The sequence below is a fragment of the Kutzneria viridogrisea DSM 43870 genome (assembly GCF_000525635.1).
Lineage (GTDB): Bacteria > Actinomycetota > Actinomycetes > Mycobacteriales > Pseudonocardiaceae > Kutzneria > Kutzneria viridogrisea.
In genome coordinates this window covers 8744042-8760987 of the sequence record NZ_CP007155.1, presented here as the reverse complement: position 1 = coordinate 8760987, position 16946 = coordinate 8744042, and the positions used below count along the sequence as shown (strand labels likewise).

The window sequence follows — 16946 nt, the reverse complement described above, 5'->3', positions numbered from 1 at the left end:
AGCACAGGACCAGGACACCGATTGGCCATCGTTTCGGTCATGCAGTCAACCCAGCTCCGGCCCGTTCGCCCCGCAGCCCCGTTGACGATCGAGGATCTCTACCGGGTGCACCGCAGGCGGCTGATCGGCCTGGCCATGAAACTGGTCGACGACGTCGCCAGCGCCGAGGACGTCGTGCAGGACGCGTTCGCGGCACTGCACCGCAACTGGTCCGGCCTGCGTGACGCCTCGGCGGCCTCCTCCTACCTCAGTGCCGCCGTGGTCAACGGCAGCCGTTCCATGCTGCGCCGCCGCAAGCGCGCCCGTGACTACGTGCCCCCGCACGAGCTGCCCGCGCGCTCGGCGGAGTCCCTGGCCATGCTCACCACCGACCAGCAGGCCGTCATGGACGCGCTGGCCCAGCTGGCTCCCCGGCAGCGCGAGGTGCTGGTGCTGCGCTACTACGGGGGCATGACCGAGGCCGAGATCGCCGCGGCCACGCAGATCTCGCAGGGCGCGGTCAAGTCCACCGCCAGCCGCGCCCTGGACAAGCTGGAACGGCTCATGGCCGAGCACCGCCCGGCACACCTGCGCCAGACGGCGTGAGCACCCGGTCGAGCGCCGCGCGCAACACGCCCGCGGGGTCCGCGCCGAGGTCCTCGGCCCGCCACGCGATGAACGAGTCCGGGCGGATCAGCACCGCGCCGCGGTCGGCCAGCCAGTCCACGGAGTTCGGCAGGGCGTGCACCCGGAGGCCCTGCGCCGCCGCGGGTCGCTGCCACGCCTGACCGTCAACCCCGGTCAGCAGGGCCAGGTCCGTACCTGCGATGTCCACAGTGGACAGATCCTGACCGCTGACCCACTCGTGCGGGACCCGTGAGCCGGGCGCCCCGTCCAGCACCGCGAGGGCGTCCTGGGTGGAGGGCAGTTCCGGCTCCGGGTCGATGACCGCCGAGGAGCTGTACCGGTCGGCCAGGCTCATCACGAACGGCGCGAGCAGGCCGATCTCCGCGCGCTCGCGGGCCGCCTGCTCCGAGCTGTCCCAGTGCAGGTGCGCGTTGTCCATGCGCAGCAGGGCCTGCGCCAGGTTCAGCCGCGCGGCGGGCAGACGTTCCTGCTCGTAGCTGTCCAGCAGCTTCTCGCTCGCGCGTCCACTGTGGACGAACGCGAGCTTCCACGCCAGGTTGTACGCGTCGGCCACCCCACTGTTCATGCCGGTGGCGCCCAGCGGGGGCACGGCGTGCGCCGAGTCGCCCGCGAGGAACACCCTGCCGACCCGGAAGGTCTCCGCGAGCCTGCCGTTGACCTGCCAGGACATCGTGCTCAGTACCTCGATCGGCAGGTCCGTGGCGCCGAGCGCGCTGCGCACGAGTTCCTCCGGCGTGCGCCCCGCGCTGGTGGCCACCCCGGTGTGGAACACCCAGCGGTCCACGGCGTCCATCGAGATCAGCATGCCGGGCGCCTCCGGGTTGCGCACCTCGCAGAGCAGGAAGTCGTTGCCCTGACTCAGTTCGGTGAGGTCCGCGCGGAACAGCACGCTGGTGTTCTCCGTGCCGATCGGGCCGGGTCCGGTGGTCCGCACGCCCAGTTGCTCGCGCACCTGGCTGCGCACCCCGTCCGCGCCGACCACGTGCTCGGCACGGATCTGGTAGCCGCCCGCCGGCCCGTCCACCGTCACGGTGACCCCGGATTCGTCCTGTGCCAAGGACTTCAGCTCGGTGCCGAACCGGAACTCCGTGCCAAGGCGCGTCGCGGCCTTGTGCAGCGCGGCGTCGATCCGGTCCTGGGCGCTCGGCGCGGGCCTGGTGGGCGTGAGCGCGGTCCACGGGCTGGTGCTGGTCGTGGCGGGCAGGGCCTTCGGTGCCGCAGCGCTCTCCGGGTCGGCCAGCGTGTGCACGGTGATCTTGCCGGTCCTCGGGTTGCTGCCCAGATCCTCGACGGCGCCCAGTTCGCGCAGCACCTCCATGGTGCGCATGGCCGTGCCCATCGCCCTGGGGTGCGCCGAGAGCCCGGCGCGCCGCTCGATCACCAGCGGCCGCAGCCCGTGGTGCGCCAGCAGCGCTGCCGTGGCCAGCCCCACCGTGCTGCCGCCGACGACAAGAACCCTGGTCTCCAACATCGTTCCCCCTCGCTGCGTACGTCGTACGTTCTGGGTACAACGTACGCGTCGGGTATGGTGTACGCAAGGAGGTGGCCATGAGCGTCCCCGGACTGGTCTGGATGTACGAGGGGCAGCCGTCCCGGCCTGGGCTCAGCCGTGACCAGATCGTGTGCGCCGCGGTCGCGCTGGCCGACGCCGAGGGCATCGCCGCCGTGTCCATGCGCCGGGTGGCCGACGCGATCGGCGCGGGCACGATGTCGCTGTACCGGCATGTGCCCGGCAAGGACGAGCTCCAGGAGCTGATGGTCGACCGGGTGCTCGGTGAGCAGGCCCGCACGGCGCACGAGGGGGACTGGCGTGCCCAGGTGTGCGGGTTCGCGCACGCGTACCGGGACCTGGTGCTGCGGCACCGTTGGCTGCCCGAGCTGATGGCGGGCAGGCCGCCGATGGGCCCCAACGCGCTGCGGCAGTTCGAGTCCGGTGTCGGCGTGTTCCGCGAGCTGGGCTGCGACATCACCACCGCGTCCAGCCTGATGAAGCTGATCCGCAGCTACCTGCTCGGTGTGTTGCAGGACGAGCTCGGTGATCAGGACACCTGGCGGCGCGCGGGCATGACGGAGCTGGAGTGGCGTGACCAGATCGGTCCGTACGTGCGCTCGGTGGTCGAGTCCGGGCAGTACCCGCACTTCACCGAGTACGTGTTCAACGCCGAGGACCACGAGCAGGCCGAGGAGTTCGAGTTTGGCCTGAACTGCCTGCTGGACGGGGTGGCCGCGCGGCTGCCGGATCAGGGTTTGCGGGCTACGACCCCGTAGGTGCAGCTGCGCTCCGGGTGGTCGTCGACCTCGTCGGGACCGTCCGGGCGCCACAGCGGCAGGAACACCACGCCCGGTTCCACCGGCTCCAGCCCGGACACCAGCTTGGCGACCTGCGCCTGGTTGCGCGGCGCCAACGGGTTGTCGGTCCTGGTGTAGAGCCGTTCCACCTCGCGCCCGCGCTCGCCGACCGGCTCGTGCGTGCCGTGCGAGATCACCACGTAGCTGCCGGTGGGCAGGGCGCCCATCAGGCGGCGCACCGAGGCGGCGGCCTCCTCGTCGTCCCGCACGAAGTGCAGCACCGCGAACATCAGCACGGCCACGGGCTGGTCCAGGTCCAGCAGTTCGCGCACCGGGGCGGAGTCCAGCACCACGTGCGGCTCGCGCAGGTCCGCCTGCAGCACACCGGCGCGCGGGTTGCCCTCCAGGATGACCTGGCTGTGCGCCACCGCCACCGGGTCCTTGTCCACGTAGACCACCGTGGACTCCGGGGCCGCGGCCTGCGCGATCTCGTGCACGTTGCCCACGGTCGGGATGCCCGAGCCCAGGTCGAGGAACTGCCTGATGCCCGTGCCCACCAGGTGGCGCACCGAACGGCGCAGGAAGGCCCGGTTCGTGCGCATGATCAGCGGCAGCTCCGGCATGGCCTTCATCGCCTGCTCGGCGAAGGCCCGGTCCACCGCCAGGTTGTGGTAACCGCCGAGGTAGTAGTCGTAGACCCGGGCCGCACTGGGTCTGTCCAGGTCAACCTCGCCGGGTGCCCACGAGGGTCTGTCCACCGCGCACCTCCCGAGCTCGGGCCGAACGCTCGACTCTAGTGCAATGCGGAGACACTGACCGTGTACGGCGCCTCGTGCACCGAGCCGGACAGGAATGCCTCCTTGCACGCCTGTCGGCGGATCTTCCCACTCGTGGTCTTGCTGACCAAGCCCGAGAGCCCGACTACAACCGTATGGCTGGCAAGCCGGTGGTCGGTGTACACCGCGTGCCGCACCGCCCGCACCACCTCGTCCACCAGGGCCTCGCCGGGCCGGCGGCCCTTGAGCTCCACGTACAGCACCAGCCGTTCGGCCGCGGGCTCGTTGTCCCCGGTGGTCACCGCGAAGGCCGCCACACCGCCCGCCCGCACCGCCGCGTGGCAGCCGCGCACGCTGTCCTCGATGTCCTGCGGGTAGTGGTTCTGGCCGTGCACGATGATCAGGTCCTTGTACCGGCCGGTGAGGTAGAGCTCCTCCTCGTGCAGGAAGCCCAGGTCCCCGGTGCGCAGGTACCGCCGGCCGCCGAACTCCCCGGCCACCACCGCCTCGAAGCACTCGGCGGTCTCCTCGGGCAGCCCGAAGTAGCCCAGGGCCTTGCTCGGCGAGTCCACCCAGATCTCGCCCACCTGCCCGGTGCCGCAGGGCTGCCGGGTCCTCGGGTCCACGATGCGCACGTCCGCGCCCTGCTTGGTGACCCGCCCGCAGGCCACGTAGGTCACCGCGCGCACGTCCGAGTCGTCCTCGAGCTGCACCACCTTGCCCTCGTCCAGCGCGGCCTTCTCCACCCGCAGCCGCCCGCGCCCGCCCATGGTCACGCTCACCGTGTGCTCGGCGAGCCCGTACGCGGGGTAGAACGCGTTGCGGTCCAGCCCGGAAACCGCGAAGGCCGCCAGGAAGGCGTCGACCGTGGCCGGGCGCACCTGCTCGGCGGCGGTCATCACCACCCGCAGCGCGCTGAGGTCCCAGTTCGCGCGCATCTGCTCGGTGGTCTTGCGCACGGCCAGGTCGTAGGCGAAGTTCGGCGCCGCGGTGTGCGTGGCCCGTACCCGCGCCAGCACGTCGAACCAGGTGGTGGGCCGGTGCAGGAAGGTCAGCGGGGACAGCTGGTACACCCGCCCGTTGCCGGACATGGCGCTGAGCAGGAAGCAGATCAGCCCGAGGTCGTGGAAGTGTGGCAGCCAGGACACGGCACGGGTGTCCAGCCCCAGCCCCAGGTCCACGGCGTTGTGCGCGAGCTCGTGGTGCAGGTTGCGGTGGGACAGCACCACTCCGCGCGGTGAGCCGGTGGAGCCCGAGGTGTAGTGCAGCAGTGCCGGTTCGTCCAGCTCGGCGGGCTCGTACCAGGTGGTGCGGCGCGGCCGGGTGGGCCGGTCCGTGCGCAGCCAGTGCACCAGCGGCCACGGGTGTCCGTCCTGCATCGAGGCCCGGGCCCGGTCGAAGGTGGCGTTGGTCAGCGCGACCCTCGCCCCGGTGCTCTCCGCCAGCAGGGTGAACGCGTCCAGGTCGTGGTGCAGGGTGAACGGGTTCGGCGGGCAGACCGGGACGGGGATGACCCCCAGCGCGAGGCAGCCCAGCAGCGCGACCACGAAGTCGGCCGTCTCCAGGTAGACCAGCAGCGCGCGGTCACCGGGGCCGAGCCCGCGCGCGTGCAGCTCGGCGGCGACCCGCTCGGCCTCGTCCCCGAGCTGGGCGAAGGTCAGCGTGGACTGGTCGCGGCCCTCGTGGTCGAGGAAGGTGAACACCGGCAGGTCGGGGTGTTCCGCGCGGAGCCGGCGGAAGGCCGCGGACACCGAGCATGGCGACTGGACGTCCATCGTCATTCCCGGGCCTGCCCCCTTCGCGCGCGCGTGGCACCACTGTAACCACGTCAGCGCAGGTCAACCGGGCTCCGTACCCGGATCGGGGGAATGCCCGGCGCGTCGCGCGCGCCAGGCTCGGCTGTCCGACACGCCGTACGGGATACGCCGACACGCGGTGCCGCAAGCGCCGACACACCGCACGGGAGCGTCCGACACGCGGTGCCGCAAGCGCCGACACGCGCGGGGCCTGCGCATGTCGGCGCCTGGGGTCAGCCCTTGATGCCGCTCTCGGTGACCCCGCGCACGAGGTGCCGTTGCAGCACCACGAACACCAGGACGAGCGGGGCGATGCTCACCGCGGCGGCAAGGAACAGCTCGTGCAGGTTGATGTTCTGCGCGGTCAGGAAGGTGGACAGCGCCACCTGCACGGTCCAGGTCGACTCGTCCTGGCCGATCACCAGCGGCCACAGGAACGCGTTCCAGCTGCCGATGAACTGGATCACGCCGACGGCCGCGAAGAAGCCCTTGGAGTTGGGCACCACGATCCGCCAGTACGCACCCCAGTGACCGAGCCCGTCGATGCGGGCGGCCTCCTCCAGCTCGCGCGGGAAGTCCAGGAAGTACTGGCGGAACAGGAAGGCCGTGATGCCCGCGAACAGCCCCGGCACGATCAGGCCGCGCAGGTCGCTGACCCAGCCCAGCGAGGAGACCAGCACGAAGCTGGGCACGAAGGTCACCGCCGCGGGGATCATCAGCGTGGCCACCACGGCGTAGAACACCTTGTTGGCGTGCCGGTACGGGATGCGCGCCAGGCCGTAACCGCACAGCGAGCCGAGCACGAGCTGGCCCGCGGTCTGCAACACGGCCACCAGCAGGGAGTTGAGCAGGCTGCTGGCCATCGGCACGGACTGGTCGCCGAACAGTTCGCCGAGGTTGTCCCAGTGCACGGTCCGCGGGAACAGGGTCCACTCGGGCGAGGTGATGTCCGACTCCGTGGCCAGCCCGTTGCGCACGACCAGGTAGAACGGCAGCAGGAACAGCAGCGCCGCCAGGCTCAGCGCCAGGTAGCGCAGCGCACTGGCCAGCCTGCTGGGGGAGTGTCCGACCGGCACCGTTCAGTCCCTCCGTCCGAGCCCGAGCAGCTTGCCCTGTGTCAGGGTCACCAGCGCGATCAGCAGCGCCAGGATCAGCGCGCCCGCGCTGCCGTGCCCGTAGTCCTGGTTCTGGCCCAGCGCCAGGTAGTACAGGTACACCAGCGGTGGGCGGGCGAAGTCGGGGTAGCCCTGGGCGGTGCCGAGCAGGTTGTAGAACTCGTCGAACGCCTGGTAGGCCGCGATCAGGCTGAGCAGCAGCACCGCCACCGAGGTGGGCCGCAACTGCGGCAGGGTGATGTACCGGAACACCTGCCAGCCCGGCTTGGCCCCGTCCACGTAGGCGGCCTCGTACAGGGTGGCCGGGATGCGTTGCAGGCCCGCGATGAACAGGATCATGTAGAAGCCGACCTGAAGCCACAGCCGCACGGTCACCAGCACCACCCAGTACCAGGGCGGGTTCGGGTCGGACAGCCAGGCGACCGTGTCCCCGCCGAACCAGCCCAGCACGGTGTTGGCCAGCCCGAACCGCACCCCGTTGAAGATCGACAGCTTCCACACCAGCGAGGCGACCACGTAGGAGCAGGCCGTGGGCAGGAAGAACACCGAGCGGAAGAAGGTCCTGGCGAAGCGCACCTGGTTCACGGCAACCGCCAGCGCCAGTGACAGCACGAAGGTCAGCGGCACCACGAACAGCGCGAACAGGCTGAAGGTGAGCAGGCTGCGCAGGAACCGGTCGTCGGCGAGCATGTCGGCGTAGTTGCCCAGCCCGACGAACTCGGTTGGCGTGACCGTGTTGTGCGCGTCGAACAGGCTGAGCACCGCGCTCCACCCGATCGGCAGGTAGGCGAAGATCGCCAGGCCGATCACGAACGGTCCGACGAACACCCAGAACGGCAACGCCGTGCGCTGCTTGGCGCCGGTCATCCGTACAGGCGCTTGAGCTCGGTCTGCACCGCCTGCACCGCCGTGCGCAGCTCACCGGAGGCGTCGCCCCCGCTGCGGACCGTGCGGGAGAGCAGTTCGCTGAACGCGCTCTGCATCTTCGAGGTCCACTGCGGCGGGTTCGAGGACCGGCCCAGTTCCTGCACGAAGCGCACCGCGTCGGCGGCCACACCCGTGCGCAGCTTGTCCGCCTTGGCCACGATGGACTTGCGCGCCGGGATGTGGAACCCGTAGTTCAGGTCGAAGTCGGCCTGGTAGTCGGTGCGGTCCAGCCACAGCCACTTCACGAACGCCTTGGCCTCGTTGACCTTCTGGCTCTTGCCGCTGACCATCGAGCCGTACGCGCCGAAGGGCACCGACTGCTTGCCGCTCTCGGTCAGCCTGGGCCAGGGCAGCACGCCGAAGTCCGAGCCCAGCGCCTTCTGCACCGCGGGCACCGCCCACAGCCCGGACCACTGCATCGCGGTCAGGCCCTGGGTGAACGCCGCGGGGTCCGCCCAGTCGGTCGGCGCCCCCAGCAGCAGTGAGCCGCTGGTGAACAGGCCGCGCAGCTTGCCGATCGCGGTCACGGTCGCCGGGTCGTCGAAGCCCACCTTGTGGTCGGGCGTCAGGTAGTCCAGCCCCGCCGACCACAGCAGCGGGCCCGCCAGCACCCCGACCCCGCCGTCGTTGCCCAGGAACAGGCCCTTCACCTTGTCGCTGGTCAGCCGGTGCGCCGCGTCCACCAGTTCGTCCACCGTGGTCGGCGGCGTGACGCCCGCCTTGTCGAGCAGGCTCTTGCGGTAGAACAGCATCTGCATGTCCACGGCCTGCGGGATGCCGTACACCGCCCCGTCCACGGTGTGCGAGGCCAGCACCGACTCGGTGAAGTCGGCGCGGGCGTCACCGAGCAGGTCGTCCAGGGAGACCACCTGCTTGGCCCGCACCATGTCCACGTGCAGGGTGGACTCGAACACGTCCGGGCCCGAACTGCCCGCCAGCCCGCTGGCCAGCTTCGAGTCGTAGTCGCCCGGGTTCCACTGCACGTGCACCGCGGCCTTGTCGTAGGCCTTGGCGTAGCGCTCCACCGCCTGCTGCACGCCCGCCTCGCCGTAGGCGTGGTACCACTGCTCGATCGTGGCCCCGTTGCCACGCCCGTTGTTCGAGCCGCAGGCCGCCAGCAGGCCCGCCGCCGCGACCCCGCCCGCGAGCCCGAAGAACTGCCTGCGCTGGTACCTGGCTGGTTGGTACCTGGCTTGGGACATGCCCCCACCCCTCTCGATCACGATCAGCTCATCACGACAGCTTGGACCGCGCGGCGCAATCCAACAATGTGGGACGCCGTTCGGCGGTGTGACCACCGTGATCCGACAGTGATCTGCTGCATGTTTTCCCTCAATCACTCTGCGGTGGGCGTGTTGGCACGTATGGTGTGCCGAGTGACGCCGACGAGCCTCCCGCAGGATCCGGCCTCACCGTGGACTCCCGCCGTTCCTCCCCCCTGAACGGCGGGTCTCGATGGAGCCCCCGCCCACCCCCGTGCGGGGGCTCCACCCTTTTGCCCTGTCCACCCCGCACTGGGAGCTCATCGATGTCCGTCACGTTCCACGATGCCGCCGACGCCGTGGACCACGTAGTAGACCTGATGCTGGAGACGCTGGTCCCGCTCGACGAGCTCACCGAGGGCAACCGCGTCGACTTCCTCTCCGGCATGGCGCTGGCCGCCGAGGCCCTGCGCGCCGCGGGCCGGGGTGAGCACGAGCGCGCCGACGAACTGGGCCGCTCCGCCAGCGACAACCTGCGCCGCGCCGGCTCCATCGACCTGATGCTGCCCGAGGACGAGGGCTGAGTGGCGGGGTTGTGAGCCTGCCCCACCAATGAACGTCCCCCGCCACTCCCTGGGGGGGGCGACCCCGACTCCAGCCTACCGCCCGACCCACCTCGTTGATCTTGCTGAAGATCCACGTGTGGACAACTCGGCGCCTGTGCACAGGTCGGGGCCCCAGCCCTTGTCGCAGCGGCCCTGGGCCAGGTCGGACGGTGTCAATCCCACCTTCGTGATCCGGTCACGCCGTGAAGGTGCCCTTGCGGACGCCCAACGTCCTGAACGGCACCTTCATGGCGCGTGCGGCAGCGCGAGTACTCCAGCTCAGCGCCGAGCGCGGCTCAGCAGGGTCTGCAACACCACGACGACGATGAGCACGGCACCGCTGACCACGGCCTGCATGCTGGAGTTGAACCGGCCCACCTGGTTGATCAGCTCCTGGATCACGGCGAGCAGCGCGACCCCGGCGAGCGTGCCGCTGACGGCCCCGGCCCCACCGGTGAGCATGGTGCCGCCGATGACCACGGCGGCGATCGCGTTGAGCTCCAGCCCCACGCCGACCACGGTCACGCCGGAACCGAGCTGCGCGGTGGACATGACCCCGGCGAGCCCGGCGAGCAGCCCGGACAGCACGTAGACGGACACCTTGGTGCGGGCCACCGGCAGCCCCATCAGCGAGGCGGCGTCCTCGTTGCCGCCCACGGCGAACAGCCGCATGCCGAACCCGGTGCGCTGCAACAGGACCCCACCGGCCAGGTAGCCGAGCACGGCCAGCACGACCAGCACCGCGCCCTGCCCGAGCCAGCGCAGCGCGGAGTCCTGCGGCACCAGGTAGGTGGTGCTGCCCTCCTTGGTGAGCAGCTGCAACAGCCCGCGCGCGAACAGCAGCCCGCACAGGGTCACGATGAACGGGGCCATCCGCCAGCGGGCGATCAGCGCGCCCTGCACCAGCCCGATCAGCGCGCTGACGGCCAGCGGCAGCAGCAGGGCCACGAGCAGGCCCCAGCGGGAGCCGTACGCGGCGAGCACCCCGGCCAGCGCGAAGGTCGAGCCCACCGACAGGTCGATGCCGCCGCTGACGATCACCAGCGTCATGCCGAGCGCGACCACCGCGAGGAAGGTGGCCTGCACGGCCAGGTTGCTCAGGTTGTACGGGGTGAGGAAGGTGCTGAAGGACAGCCCGCCCACCACGAGCAGCACCGCGAGCACGGCCAGCGCGCCGTGCCGCCGCACGATCCCGGCGATCATCGAGCCTCCTGACGGCGCAGCCGCAAGCCGGTGCCCTCGCGTTGCAACAGCACGGCACTGGCGATGATGACGGCCTCCAGCATCTGGGTCACCGAGGCGGGCACGTCGTGCTTGATCAGCGTGGCGGCGATCAGCTGCATCAGCAGCGCCCCGGCCACCGTGCCGATCACGCGCACCCGCCCGCCGGTCAACGGGGTGCCACCGACGACCACCGCGGTGATCGCGGACAGCTCGACCAGCAGGCCCACACTGGACGGGTCGCTGGCGGTCAACCGTGCGGTGGCCAGCACGCCCGCACCCGCGGCGAGCAGCCCGGACAGCAGGTACACAACCAGCAGCACGCGCCGCACGGGCAGGCCCGCGAACTCCGCCGCCTTGCGGTTGCCGCCGACCGCGACCAGTTGGCGGCCGAAGGTGGTCTTGCCGACCAGCAGCGCCACGAGGACCACGAGCACCGCGGCCACGAACACGGTCAGCGGCACGCCGAGCACGCTGCCCGAGCCCAGGTCGAGCAGTTGCTGGTTGCGGATCTGCTTGAGCTGCCCGTCGGCGATCACCAGCGCGAGGCCGCGCCCGCCGACCAGCAGTGCCAGGGTGGCCACGATCGGCTGCACCCCGGCGAAGGTCACCAGCGACCCGCTGAGCAAACCGGCCGCGGCCCCGGCGACCAGGCAGATGCCGATCGCGGGCAGCGCACCGTAGCCGAGGTAGAGCGGCAGCAGCGCGGCGGCGATGGCCATCACCGAGCCCACCGACAGGTCGATGCCCTCGGTGCCGATCACCAGCGCCATGCCCAGCGCCACCACCAGCACCGGCACCATCTGCACCAGTTGCGTACGAATGTTGTCCGCGGTCAGGAAGTTCGGCGTGATGACCAGGTTGACCAGCACCAGCAGCACCAGTGCGAGGTACACCCCGTGGTCGCGCAGGTTCAGTCGATCAAGCCTCATGGGCGATCACCGCCAGCACGGAGTCCACGCTGACCTGGTCGCCGGTCAGCTCCGCCACCGAGGCGCCCTCGCGCAGCACCACCACGCGGTCGGCGCCCTCCACGACCTCCTCCAGGTCGCTGGACACCAGCACGATGCCCAGGCCCTGGTCGGCCAGTTCGTCCACCAGTGCCTGCACCTCCGCCTTGGCGCCCACGTCGATGCCCCGGGTCGGCTCGTCCAGCAGCAGCACCTTGGGGCTCATCGCCAGCCACCTGGCCAGCATCACCTTCTGCTGGTTGCCGCCGGACAGCTCGCTGACCCGCTGCTCCTGGCTGGCGGCCTTGATCCGCAGGCGGCGCATGAAGGTGTCCACGAGCTCGCGCTGCCGCCGCTTGGACACGATGCCCGCGACGGACAGCCGGGGCAGCGCGGCCAGCACGATGTTCTCCCGCACCGACAGGTGCGGGATGATGCCCTCCGCCTTGCGGTCCTCCGGCACGAGCACCAGCCCGGCCCTGATCGCCGAGCTGACCGAACCGGTACGAACGGTCGTGCTGTCGACCTGGATCTCGCCGGAGTCCAGTGGTTGCAGGCCGACCAGGGCCTTGAGCGTCTCGGTGCGGCCCGAGCCGAGCAGCCCGGCCAGGCCCAGCACCTCACCGGGCGCCACGTCCAGGTCCACCCCGTCCAGCACGGTCCGCCTGCGCAGGCCGACGGCCCGCAGGGCGGTGCCGGAGCGCGAGTCGTGCTCCCCGGAGAAAACTGTACGAACGTTCGTCAACTCGCGGCCGAGCATGGTGGCGACCAGCTCCAGCCTGCCGATCTCCGCCATCTGTCCACTGTGGACGACCTGCCCGTCGCGCAGCACGGTGACCGAGTCGCAGATCCGGTACAGCTCCTCCATGCGGTGGCTGACGTAGACCACCGCCACGTCCCGCTCGTGCAGCTTGCGGATCACCTCGAACAGGGTCTCCACCTCGCGCGGCTCCAGCGAGGAACTCGGCTCGTCCATGATCACGACCTTGGCCTCGGCGCCCACCGACCGGGCCACCGCGACCATCTGCTGCACGCCGAGCCCGTAGCTGGTGAGCGGGCGCCTCGGGTCGATCGGGATGCCCAGCTCACCCAGCAGTTGCCCGGCCTGCCGGTACAGGGCCGCGAAGTCCAGCAGCCGCAAGCGGTTGCGCGGCTCGCGGCCCAGGAACAGGTTCTGCGCCACGGACAGTTGCGGCACCAGGTTGACCTCCTGGTACACCGTGCTGATGCCCGCCTGCTGGGCCTGCGCGGGCGAACCGAAGGACACGGCATCGCCGAACAGCCGCAGCTGCCCGCCGTCGGGCTGGTGCACCCCGGTCAGCACCTTGATCAGGGTGGACTTGCCCGCCCCGTTCTCACCGACCAGCGCGTGCACCTGACCCGCGCGCAGCGTGAAGTCCACGCCCCGCAACGCGTGCACCCCGGCGAAGTGCTTGTCGACGCCCACGGCCTCCAACACGATGTTCGACACGCCGACTCCTGGGTGTGCTCGAGACAGGACACCCGCCCGCCCCCTCGGCGCGCACTGCCGGAGGGGGCGGCCGGGCGGGCTCAGTAGGCCCCGGCGACCTCCGCCGCCGCGTTGCCCGGGTCGTACTCCTTGTCCTTGATCGTCACCGTGTTGGGGATGCCCTTGCCGGACAGGAAGTCCCGCAGGGTGGACATCGCCAGCGGCCCGAACCTCGGGTTGGACTCGACCACCCCGTTGATCGTGCCGTCCACGATGCCCTGCACGGCGTTGCGGGTGCCGTCCACCGAGACGACCTTGACGTCCTTGCCGGGCTTGCGGCCCGAGCCGCTGATCGCGGTGACCGCGCCCAGCGCCATCTCGTCGTTCTCCGCGTAGACCGCGGTGATCTCCGGGTGGGCCTGGAGCAGCTGCTCGGTGACCGACTGCCCCTTCTCCCTGGTGAACTCACCGGTCTGCTCGGCGACCACGGTCAGGCCCTTGCCCTGGGCCGCCAGGTAGTCCTTGAACCCGCTGGTGCGGTCGGTGGTCACGTTGTTGCCCGTGGCGCCGAGCAGGATGGCCACCTTGCCGGTGCCGCCGGTGGCCTTCACCAGCTGCGCCGCCGCCCGCTTGCCCTGCTCCACGAAGTCCGAGCCGATGAAGGTCAGGTAGTCCTTGCACGGGGTGGCCGAGCTGAGCTTGCGGTCGATGGTCACCACCGGCACGTGCTTGGCCCTGGCCGCGTCCAGCGCTGGTTGCAGGCCCTCGGAGTTGAGCGGGGCCACGACCAGCAGGTTCGCACCCTGGGCGAGCAGGCCCTGGATGTCGGAGACCTGCTGCCCCAGGTTGGAGTTGGCGTTGCGCTTGAGCAGTTTCACGCCCAGTTTCTGCGCCTCGTCAGTGATCGACTGGGTCTCGGTGATGCGGAACGGGTTGGCCTCCGCCTCGGACTGCGAGAAGCCCACCACCGCGTTCTTGAAGTCGACCTTGGTCGCCCCGTACTGCTCGATCGTGCAGGTCGGCCCGCTGGCGGCCGAGGCCGTCTGCTGGCCGCCCGACCCCGTGCCGGACGAGCCCCCGCCCTCGGGGTTCGCGCAGCCGGTCAGCGTGAGCGCTGCCAACGTTGTCAGCGTGGCACTGAGTCTCAGGGAAGACTTCATCGTGTTCCCGCCTCCTCGACCGAGTCGTAGCAAATTAACGGAGGATCCGGACGGCGTGTCAACCTTTGGCACTTCTTACCCCGATCAGGTGCCCGCGCGGTACAGCTGGGCGATCTCCGCCGAGGTCAGCGCCCGGTCGTAGACGTGCACCTGGTCCAGCGCGCCCGGCCAGAAGTCCACCTGGTTGCCGCCGTAGAGCGCCCGCCCGATGACCGTGTGGCCCGGCGCCACGTGCCCGGGGCAGTAGCCCGAACTGCCCTCCAGCACCCCGTTGACGTACAGCCTGGTCTGTGCCGCGCGTGAGTCGTACTGGCCGACGAGGTGGTACCAGACCCCGGTCTGCGGCGGTTGCTTCGCCAGCGCGCGGGTGCCCGCGGTGCTGAAGGCGAACCTGTTGTCCGCGGCGGAGTACTGGAGGAAGAACTCACTGATGCCGTCCGGCCGGTCCTGGCTGACCGCCGTGGAGAACCGGCCCGTCCTGTCCAGTTTTACCCACGCCGCAACGGTGAAGTCCGTCGAAGTGTCCAGAATGGACGCACCGGTGTCGGCCCACTGGTTGCTGCCGTTGAGCTGCAACGCGCCCGCGGTGTGCCCCTCGGTCCAGGTCGGCGCGTTGACCAGGCTGGCGTCGTGCCCGCGCCCCGAGCTGTCCGCCGTGTTGCCGTCCAGCGCCCAGGCCCCGGTGCCGGTGAGCCCCGGCGTACCGGGCGGGGGCGGCGGCACTGGATCGGTGGCGTGCGCCGAGGCGGCGATGACCTCGCGGTTCACGGCGGTGATCTGCGCACGGTCCGGCTTGAGCACCTTGCGGTCGTAGGTGAACAGGCCGTTGACCTCGTTCTCCACGTCGGTGGGCTCGGTGTAGATCGCGGCGGACAGGCCGCACTTGAGCTCGCACTCCTTGACCTGCTTGAGCAACTGCACGTACCGGCTGGTCAGCGTGGCCGCGTCCGGCTCCATCTCGTAGGAGCTGCCCTTGCCCGGCTGCCACTCGTGCCCGGTCACCCGCAGCCCGAGCCCGCCGAACTCGCCCTCAACGGCCGCCCTGGTGTCGCTGGGCGTCGGGCTGCCCGGCCCGACGTAGGTGTGGTCGTCGTAGATATCCCCGTTGCCGCCGTCGAAGGAGTAGCAGCAGTTGACCCCGCTGTTGGCGTTGACCAGCCTGCTCGGGTCCCAGGCCTTGACCTGGTCGGCCACCCCCGCCGGGTCGAACTCGCCCCAGCCCTCGTTGAACGGCACCCACTGCACGATCGACGGGTGGCTCAGGTGCTGGTCGATCATCGCGTGCAGTTCGGTGCGGAACTGCTGCTGCGCCTGGGGAGTCGGCCGCGGCTCGGAGGGCTTGGCCGAGCCGAAGTCCACGTTCATCGCGGGCATGTCCTGCCACACCATGAGCCCCAGCTTGTCCGCCCAGTAGTACCAGCGCTGCGGCTCCACCTTGATGTGCTTGCGCACCGTGTTGTAGCCCAGGGACTTCTGCTGGGCCAGGTCGAAGCGCAGCGCCTGGTCGGTCGGCGCCGTGTAGATGCCGTCCGGCCAGAAGCCCTGGTCCAGCGTGCCAAGGCTGAAGGTGAACCTGCCGTTGAGCACGGTGCGCAGCTTGCCGTCGGCGCCCTTGGCCAGCGCGATCGAGCGCATGCCGAAGTAGCTGTGCACCACGTCGCGGGAGCGGCCCGGGTCGATCAGCCGTAGGTCCAGGTCGTACAGGAACGGGCTGTCCGGGCTCCACAACTTGGGGTTGCGCAAGGGGATCCGGAACTCCTGGTCCGCGCGGCCCTGTGCGGTGGCCACCGGTCGGCCACCGTCCTTGACCGAGGCGACCACCTCGGCGCCGTGACCGCCCGTGGAGTGCACGGTCAGCCGCAGCGAGTTGGTCGCCAGGTCGGGGATCGCGTCCACGGCCGTGATGTGCGCGGCGGCAACGGGTTCCATCCACACCGTCTGCCAGATGCCCGAGGAGGGCGTGTACAGGATGTTGTTGACCGGGTTGACCCGCTGCTTGCCGATGGGTTGCCCGCCCTGCTCGGTCGGGTCCACCACGCCGACCAGCAGTTCCTGCTCGCCGCCGGGGCGCAGCGCGTCGGTGACGTCGGCGCTGAACGAGTCGTAGCCGCCCTGGTGCGCGGCCACCTGCTTGCCGTTGACGTACACGGTGGCCTGGTAGTCCACCGCGCCGAAGTTGATCATCAATCGGCTTTCCGAGCCCACCCGCCAGGAGCGCGGCACGGTGAAGGTGCGGCGGTACCACATGGCCGATTCGTGCCGCTGTATGCCGGAGAGTGCGGATTCCACCGGATAGGGCACCAGGATCCGTTCCGGGAGCTGCTGTCCGGTCGGCGGTGCGCCGGCCCCGCCCGCGAACTGCCACACACCGTTGAGGTTGCGCCAGTCGTCACGGGCCAGATGCGGGCGTGGGTACTCCGGCAGCGCGTTGTCCGGGCCGACCTGGTCGGTCCACGGGGTGCTCAGCGGTGGTGTGCCGCGGTGCCAGCCGCCGTCGGGTGCGGCCGCTGCCGGGGGGCCGACCAGCGACGCGCTGGTCAGCAGCGCTGCTAGCAGTGCGAGGGCTCTCATGGGCGCGCTCCTAGCCACAAGGGTGGTCTGGGTGCGCGAACCCCGGCGGGGACCAGATCACGGAGGATAGTAGGGCCAGCACCGTGGGTGATCAACCGCCATCCGGCCGCCGGGCGATTTCAGGCCACCGCGTCAACTCAAGTAGGCTGGATGGTGGATTTTTGTCGGTGTGCGCGCCCACAGTCGGTCGTGCCGCCGCTTTTTTCGCATCGGGAGGTGGAAGCCTGTGGAGAACCCGCCGCGTCGGCCGGGTCCCC

Annotated in this window: 14 protein-coding genes; 3 read left to right on the top strand and 11 right to left on the bottom strand. The window is 70.5% G+C overall.

Annotation, left to right across the window (positions count from 1 at the left end; translation table 11 throughout):
* Nucleotides 1-39 precede the first annotated feature (39 nt).
* Nucleotides 40-585, top strand: a complete 546-nt coding sequence (locus KALB_RS38155) for a SigE family RNA polymerase sigma factor (protein WP_081790039.1) — start codon at nucleotides 40-42, stop codon at nucleotides 583-585.
* On the opposite strand, the gene KALB_RS38150 is transcribed toward KALB_RS38155, so the two are convergent.
* On the bottom strand, nucleotides 542-2098 hold the full coding sequence (locus KALB_RS38150) for an FAD-dependent monooxygenase (protein ID WP_025360942.1): 1557 nt from the start codon (nucleotides 2096-2098) through the stop codon (nucleotides 542-544). The two genes, KALB_RS38155 and KALB_RS38150, sit on opposite strands and share 44 nt — an antisense overlap.
* Nucleotides 2099-2175: 77 nt before the next feature.
* Here KALB_RS38150 and KALB_RS38145 point away from each other — a divergent pair, with 77 nt between their 5' ends.
* Nucleotides 2176-2895, top strand: coding sequence for a TetR/AcrR family transcriptional regulator (locus tag KALB_RS38145; RefSeq protein ID WP_025360941.1), 720 nt, complete (start codon nucleotides 2176-2178; stop codon nucleotides 2893-2895).
* Here the strand turns inward: KALB_RS38145 and KALB_RS38140 are convergent.
* The 5 genes from KALB_RS38140 to KALB_RS38120 form a co-directional block, all read right to left on the bottom strand.
* Complete coding sequence (locus KALB_RS38140; RefSeq protein ID WP_025360940.1) at nucleotides 2868-3674, bottom strand: SAM-dependent methyltransferase; 807 nt, start codon at nucleotides 3672-3674, stop codon at nucleotides 2868-2870. The genes KALB_RS38145 and KALB_RS38140 overlap by 28 nt on opposite strands.
* Nucleotides 3675-3709: 35 nt before the next feature.
* The gene (locus tag KALB_RS38135) at nucleotides 3710-5473 is read right to left on the bottom strand and encodes a fatty acyl-AMP ligase (RefSeq protein WP_025360939.1); all 1764 of its coding nucleotides are present in this window, start codon (nucleotides 5471-5473) and stop codon (nucleotides 3710-3712) included.
* A 248-nt stretch (nucleotides 5474-5721) separates the two neighbouring features.
* A complete protein-coding gene (locus tag KALB_RS38130) occupies nucleotides 5722-6504 on the bottom strand; it encodes a carbohydrate ABC transporter permease (RefSeq protein WP_025360938.1) in 783 nt (260 codons plus the stop codon).
* A 63-nt stretch (nucleotides 6505-6567) separates the two neighbouring features.
* Nucleotides 6568-7470, bottom strand: a complete 903-nt coding sequence (locus KALB_RS38125) for a carbohydrate ABC transporter permease (RefSeq protein WP_025360937.1) — start codon at nucleotides 7468-7470, stop codon at nucleotides 6568-6570.
* Complete coding sequence (locus KALB_RS38120) at nucleotides 7467-8732, bottom strand: ABC transporter substrate-binding protein (protein WP_025360936.1); 1266 nt, start codon at nucleotides 8730-8732, stop codon at nucleotides 7467-7469. The genes KALB_RS38125 and KALB_RS38120 overlap by 4 nt, the downstream gene beginning before the upstream one ends.
* 326 nt (nucleotides 8733-9058) lie before the next feature.
* On the opposite strand from KALB_RS38120, the gene KALB_RS38115 reads away from it, so the two are divergent.
* On the top strand, nucleotides 9059-9316 hold the full coding sequence (locus KALB_RS38115; RefSeq protein WP_025360935.1) for a hypothetical protein: 258 nt from the start codon (nucleotides 9059-9061) through the stop codon (nucleotides 9314-9316).
* 300 nt (nucleotides 9317-9616) lie between these two features.
* Here KALB_RS38115 and KALB_RS38110 read toward each other — a convergent pair whose 3' ends face one another.
* From KALB_RS38110 to KALB_RS38090, 5 genes are all read right to left on the bottom strand, one after another.
* Entirely contained in the window at nucleotides 9617-10540 is a 924-nt protein-coding gene (locus KALB_RS38110; protein WP_051913388.1) for an ABC transporter permease, read from the bottom strand.
* Complete coding sequence (locus KALB_RS38105; protein WP_030111466.1) at nucleotides 10537-11490, bottom strand: ABC transporter permease; 954 nt, start codon at nucleotides 11488-11490, stop codon at nucleotides 10537-10539. Before KALB_RS38105 ends, KALB_RS38110 begins: the two co-directional genes overlap by 4 nt.
* Nucleotides 11480-12979, bottom strand: coding sequence for a sugar ABC transporter ATP-binding protein (locus tag KALB_RS38100; protein ID WP_236650108.1), 1500 nt, complete (start codon nucleotides 12977-12979; stop codon nucleotides 11480-11482). The genes KALB_RS38105 and KALB_RS38100 overlap by 11 nt, the downstream gene beginning before the upstream one ends.
* An 80-nt stretch (nucleotides 12980-13059) precedes the next feature.
* Nucleotides 13060-14118, bottom strand: coding sequence for an ABC transporter substrate-binding protein (locus tag KALB_RS38095; protein ID WP_025360934.1), 1059 nt, complete (start codon nucleotides 14116-14118; stop codon nucleotides 13060-13062).
* A gap of 84 nt (nucleotides 14119-14202) precedes the next feature.
* Entirely contained in the window at nucleotides 14203-16689 is a 2487-nt protein-coding gene (locus KALB_RS38090; protein WP_025360933.1) for a glycoside hydrolase family 2, read from the bottom strand.
* Nucleotides 16690-16946 lie beyond the last annotated feature (257 nt).

Bases quoted from the DNA above. Each gene is read 5' to 3' on its own strand.
- KALB_RS38155 (WP_081790039.1), top strand. From the start codon at position 40: ATGCAGTCAACCCAGCTCCGGCCCGTTCGCCCCGCAGCCCCGTTGACG.
- KALB_RS38150 (WP_025360942.1), bottom strand. From the start codon at position 2,098: ATGTTGGAGACCAGGGTTCTTGTCGTCGGCGGCAGCACGGTGGGGCTG.
- KALB_RS38145 (WP_025360941.1), top strand. From the start codon at position 2,176: ATGAGCGTCCCCGGACTGGTCTGGATGTACGAGGGGCAGCCGTCCCGG.
- KALB_RS38135 (WP_025360939.1), bottom strand. From the start codon at position 5,473: ATGACGATGGACGTCCAGTCGCCATGCTCGGTGTCCGCGGCCTTCCGC.
- KALB_RS38125 (WP_025360937.1), bottom strand. From the start codon at position 7,470: ATGACCGGCGCCAAGCAGCGCACGGCGTTGCCGTTCTGGGTGTTCGTC.
- KALB_RS38120 (WP_025360936.1), bottom strand. From the start codon at position 8,732: ATGTCCCAAGCCAGGTACCAACCAGCCAGGTACCAGCGCAGGCAGTTC.
- KALB_RS38115 (WP_025360935.1), top strand. From the start codon at position 9,059: ATGTCCGTCACGTTCCACGATGCCGCCGACGCCGTGGACCACGTAGTA.
- KALB_RS38110 (WP_051913388.1), bottom strand. From the start codon at position 10,540: ATGATCGCCGGGATCGTGCGGCGGCACGGCGCGCTGGCCGTGCTCGCG.
- KALB_RS38105 (WP_030111466.1), bottom strand. From the start codon at position 11,490: ATGAGGCTTGATCGACTGAACCTGCGCGACCACGGGGTGTACCTCGCA.
- KALB_RS38095 (WP_025360934.1), bottom strand. From the start codon at position 14,118: ATGAAGTCTTCCCTGAGACTCAGTGCCACGCTGACAACGTTGGCAGCG.
- KALB_RS38090 (WP_025360933.1), bottom strand. From the start codon at position 16,689: ATGAGAGCCCTCGCACTGCTAGCAGCGCTGCTGACCAGCGCGTCGCTG.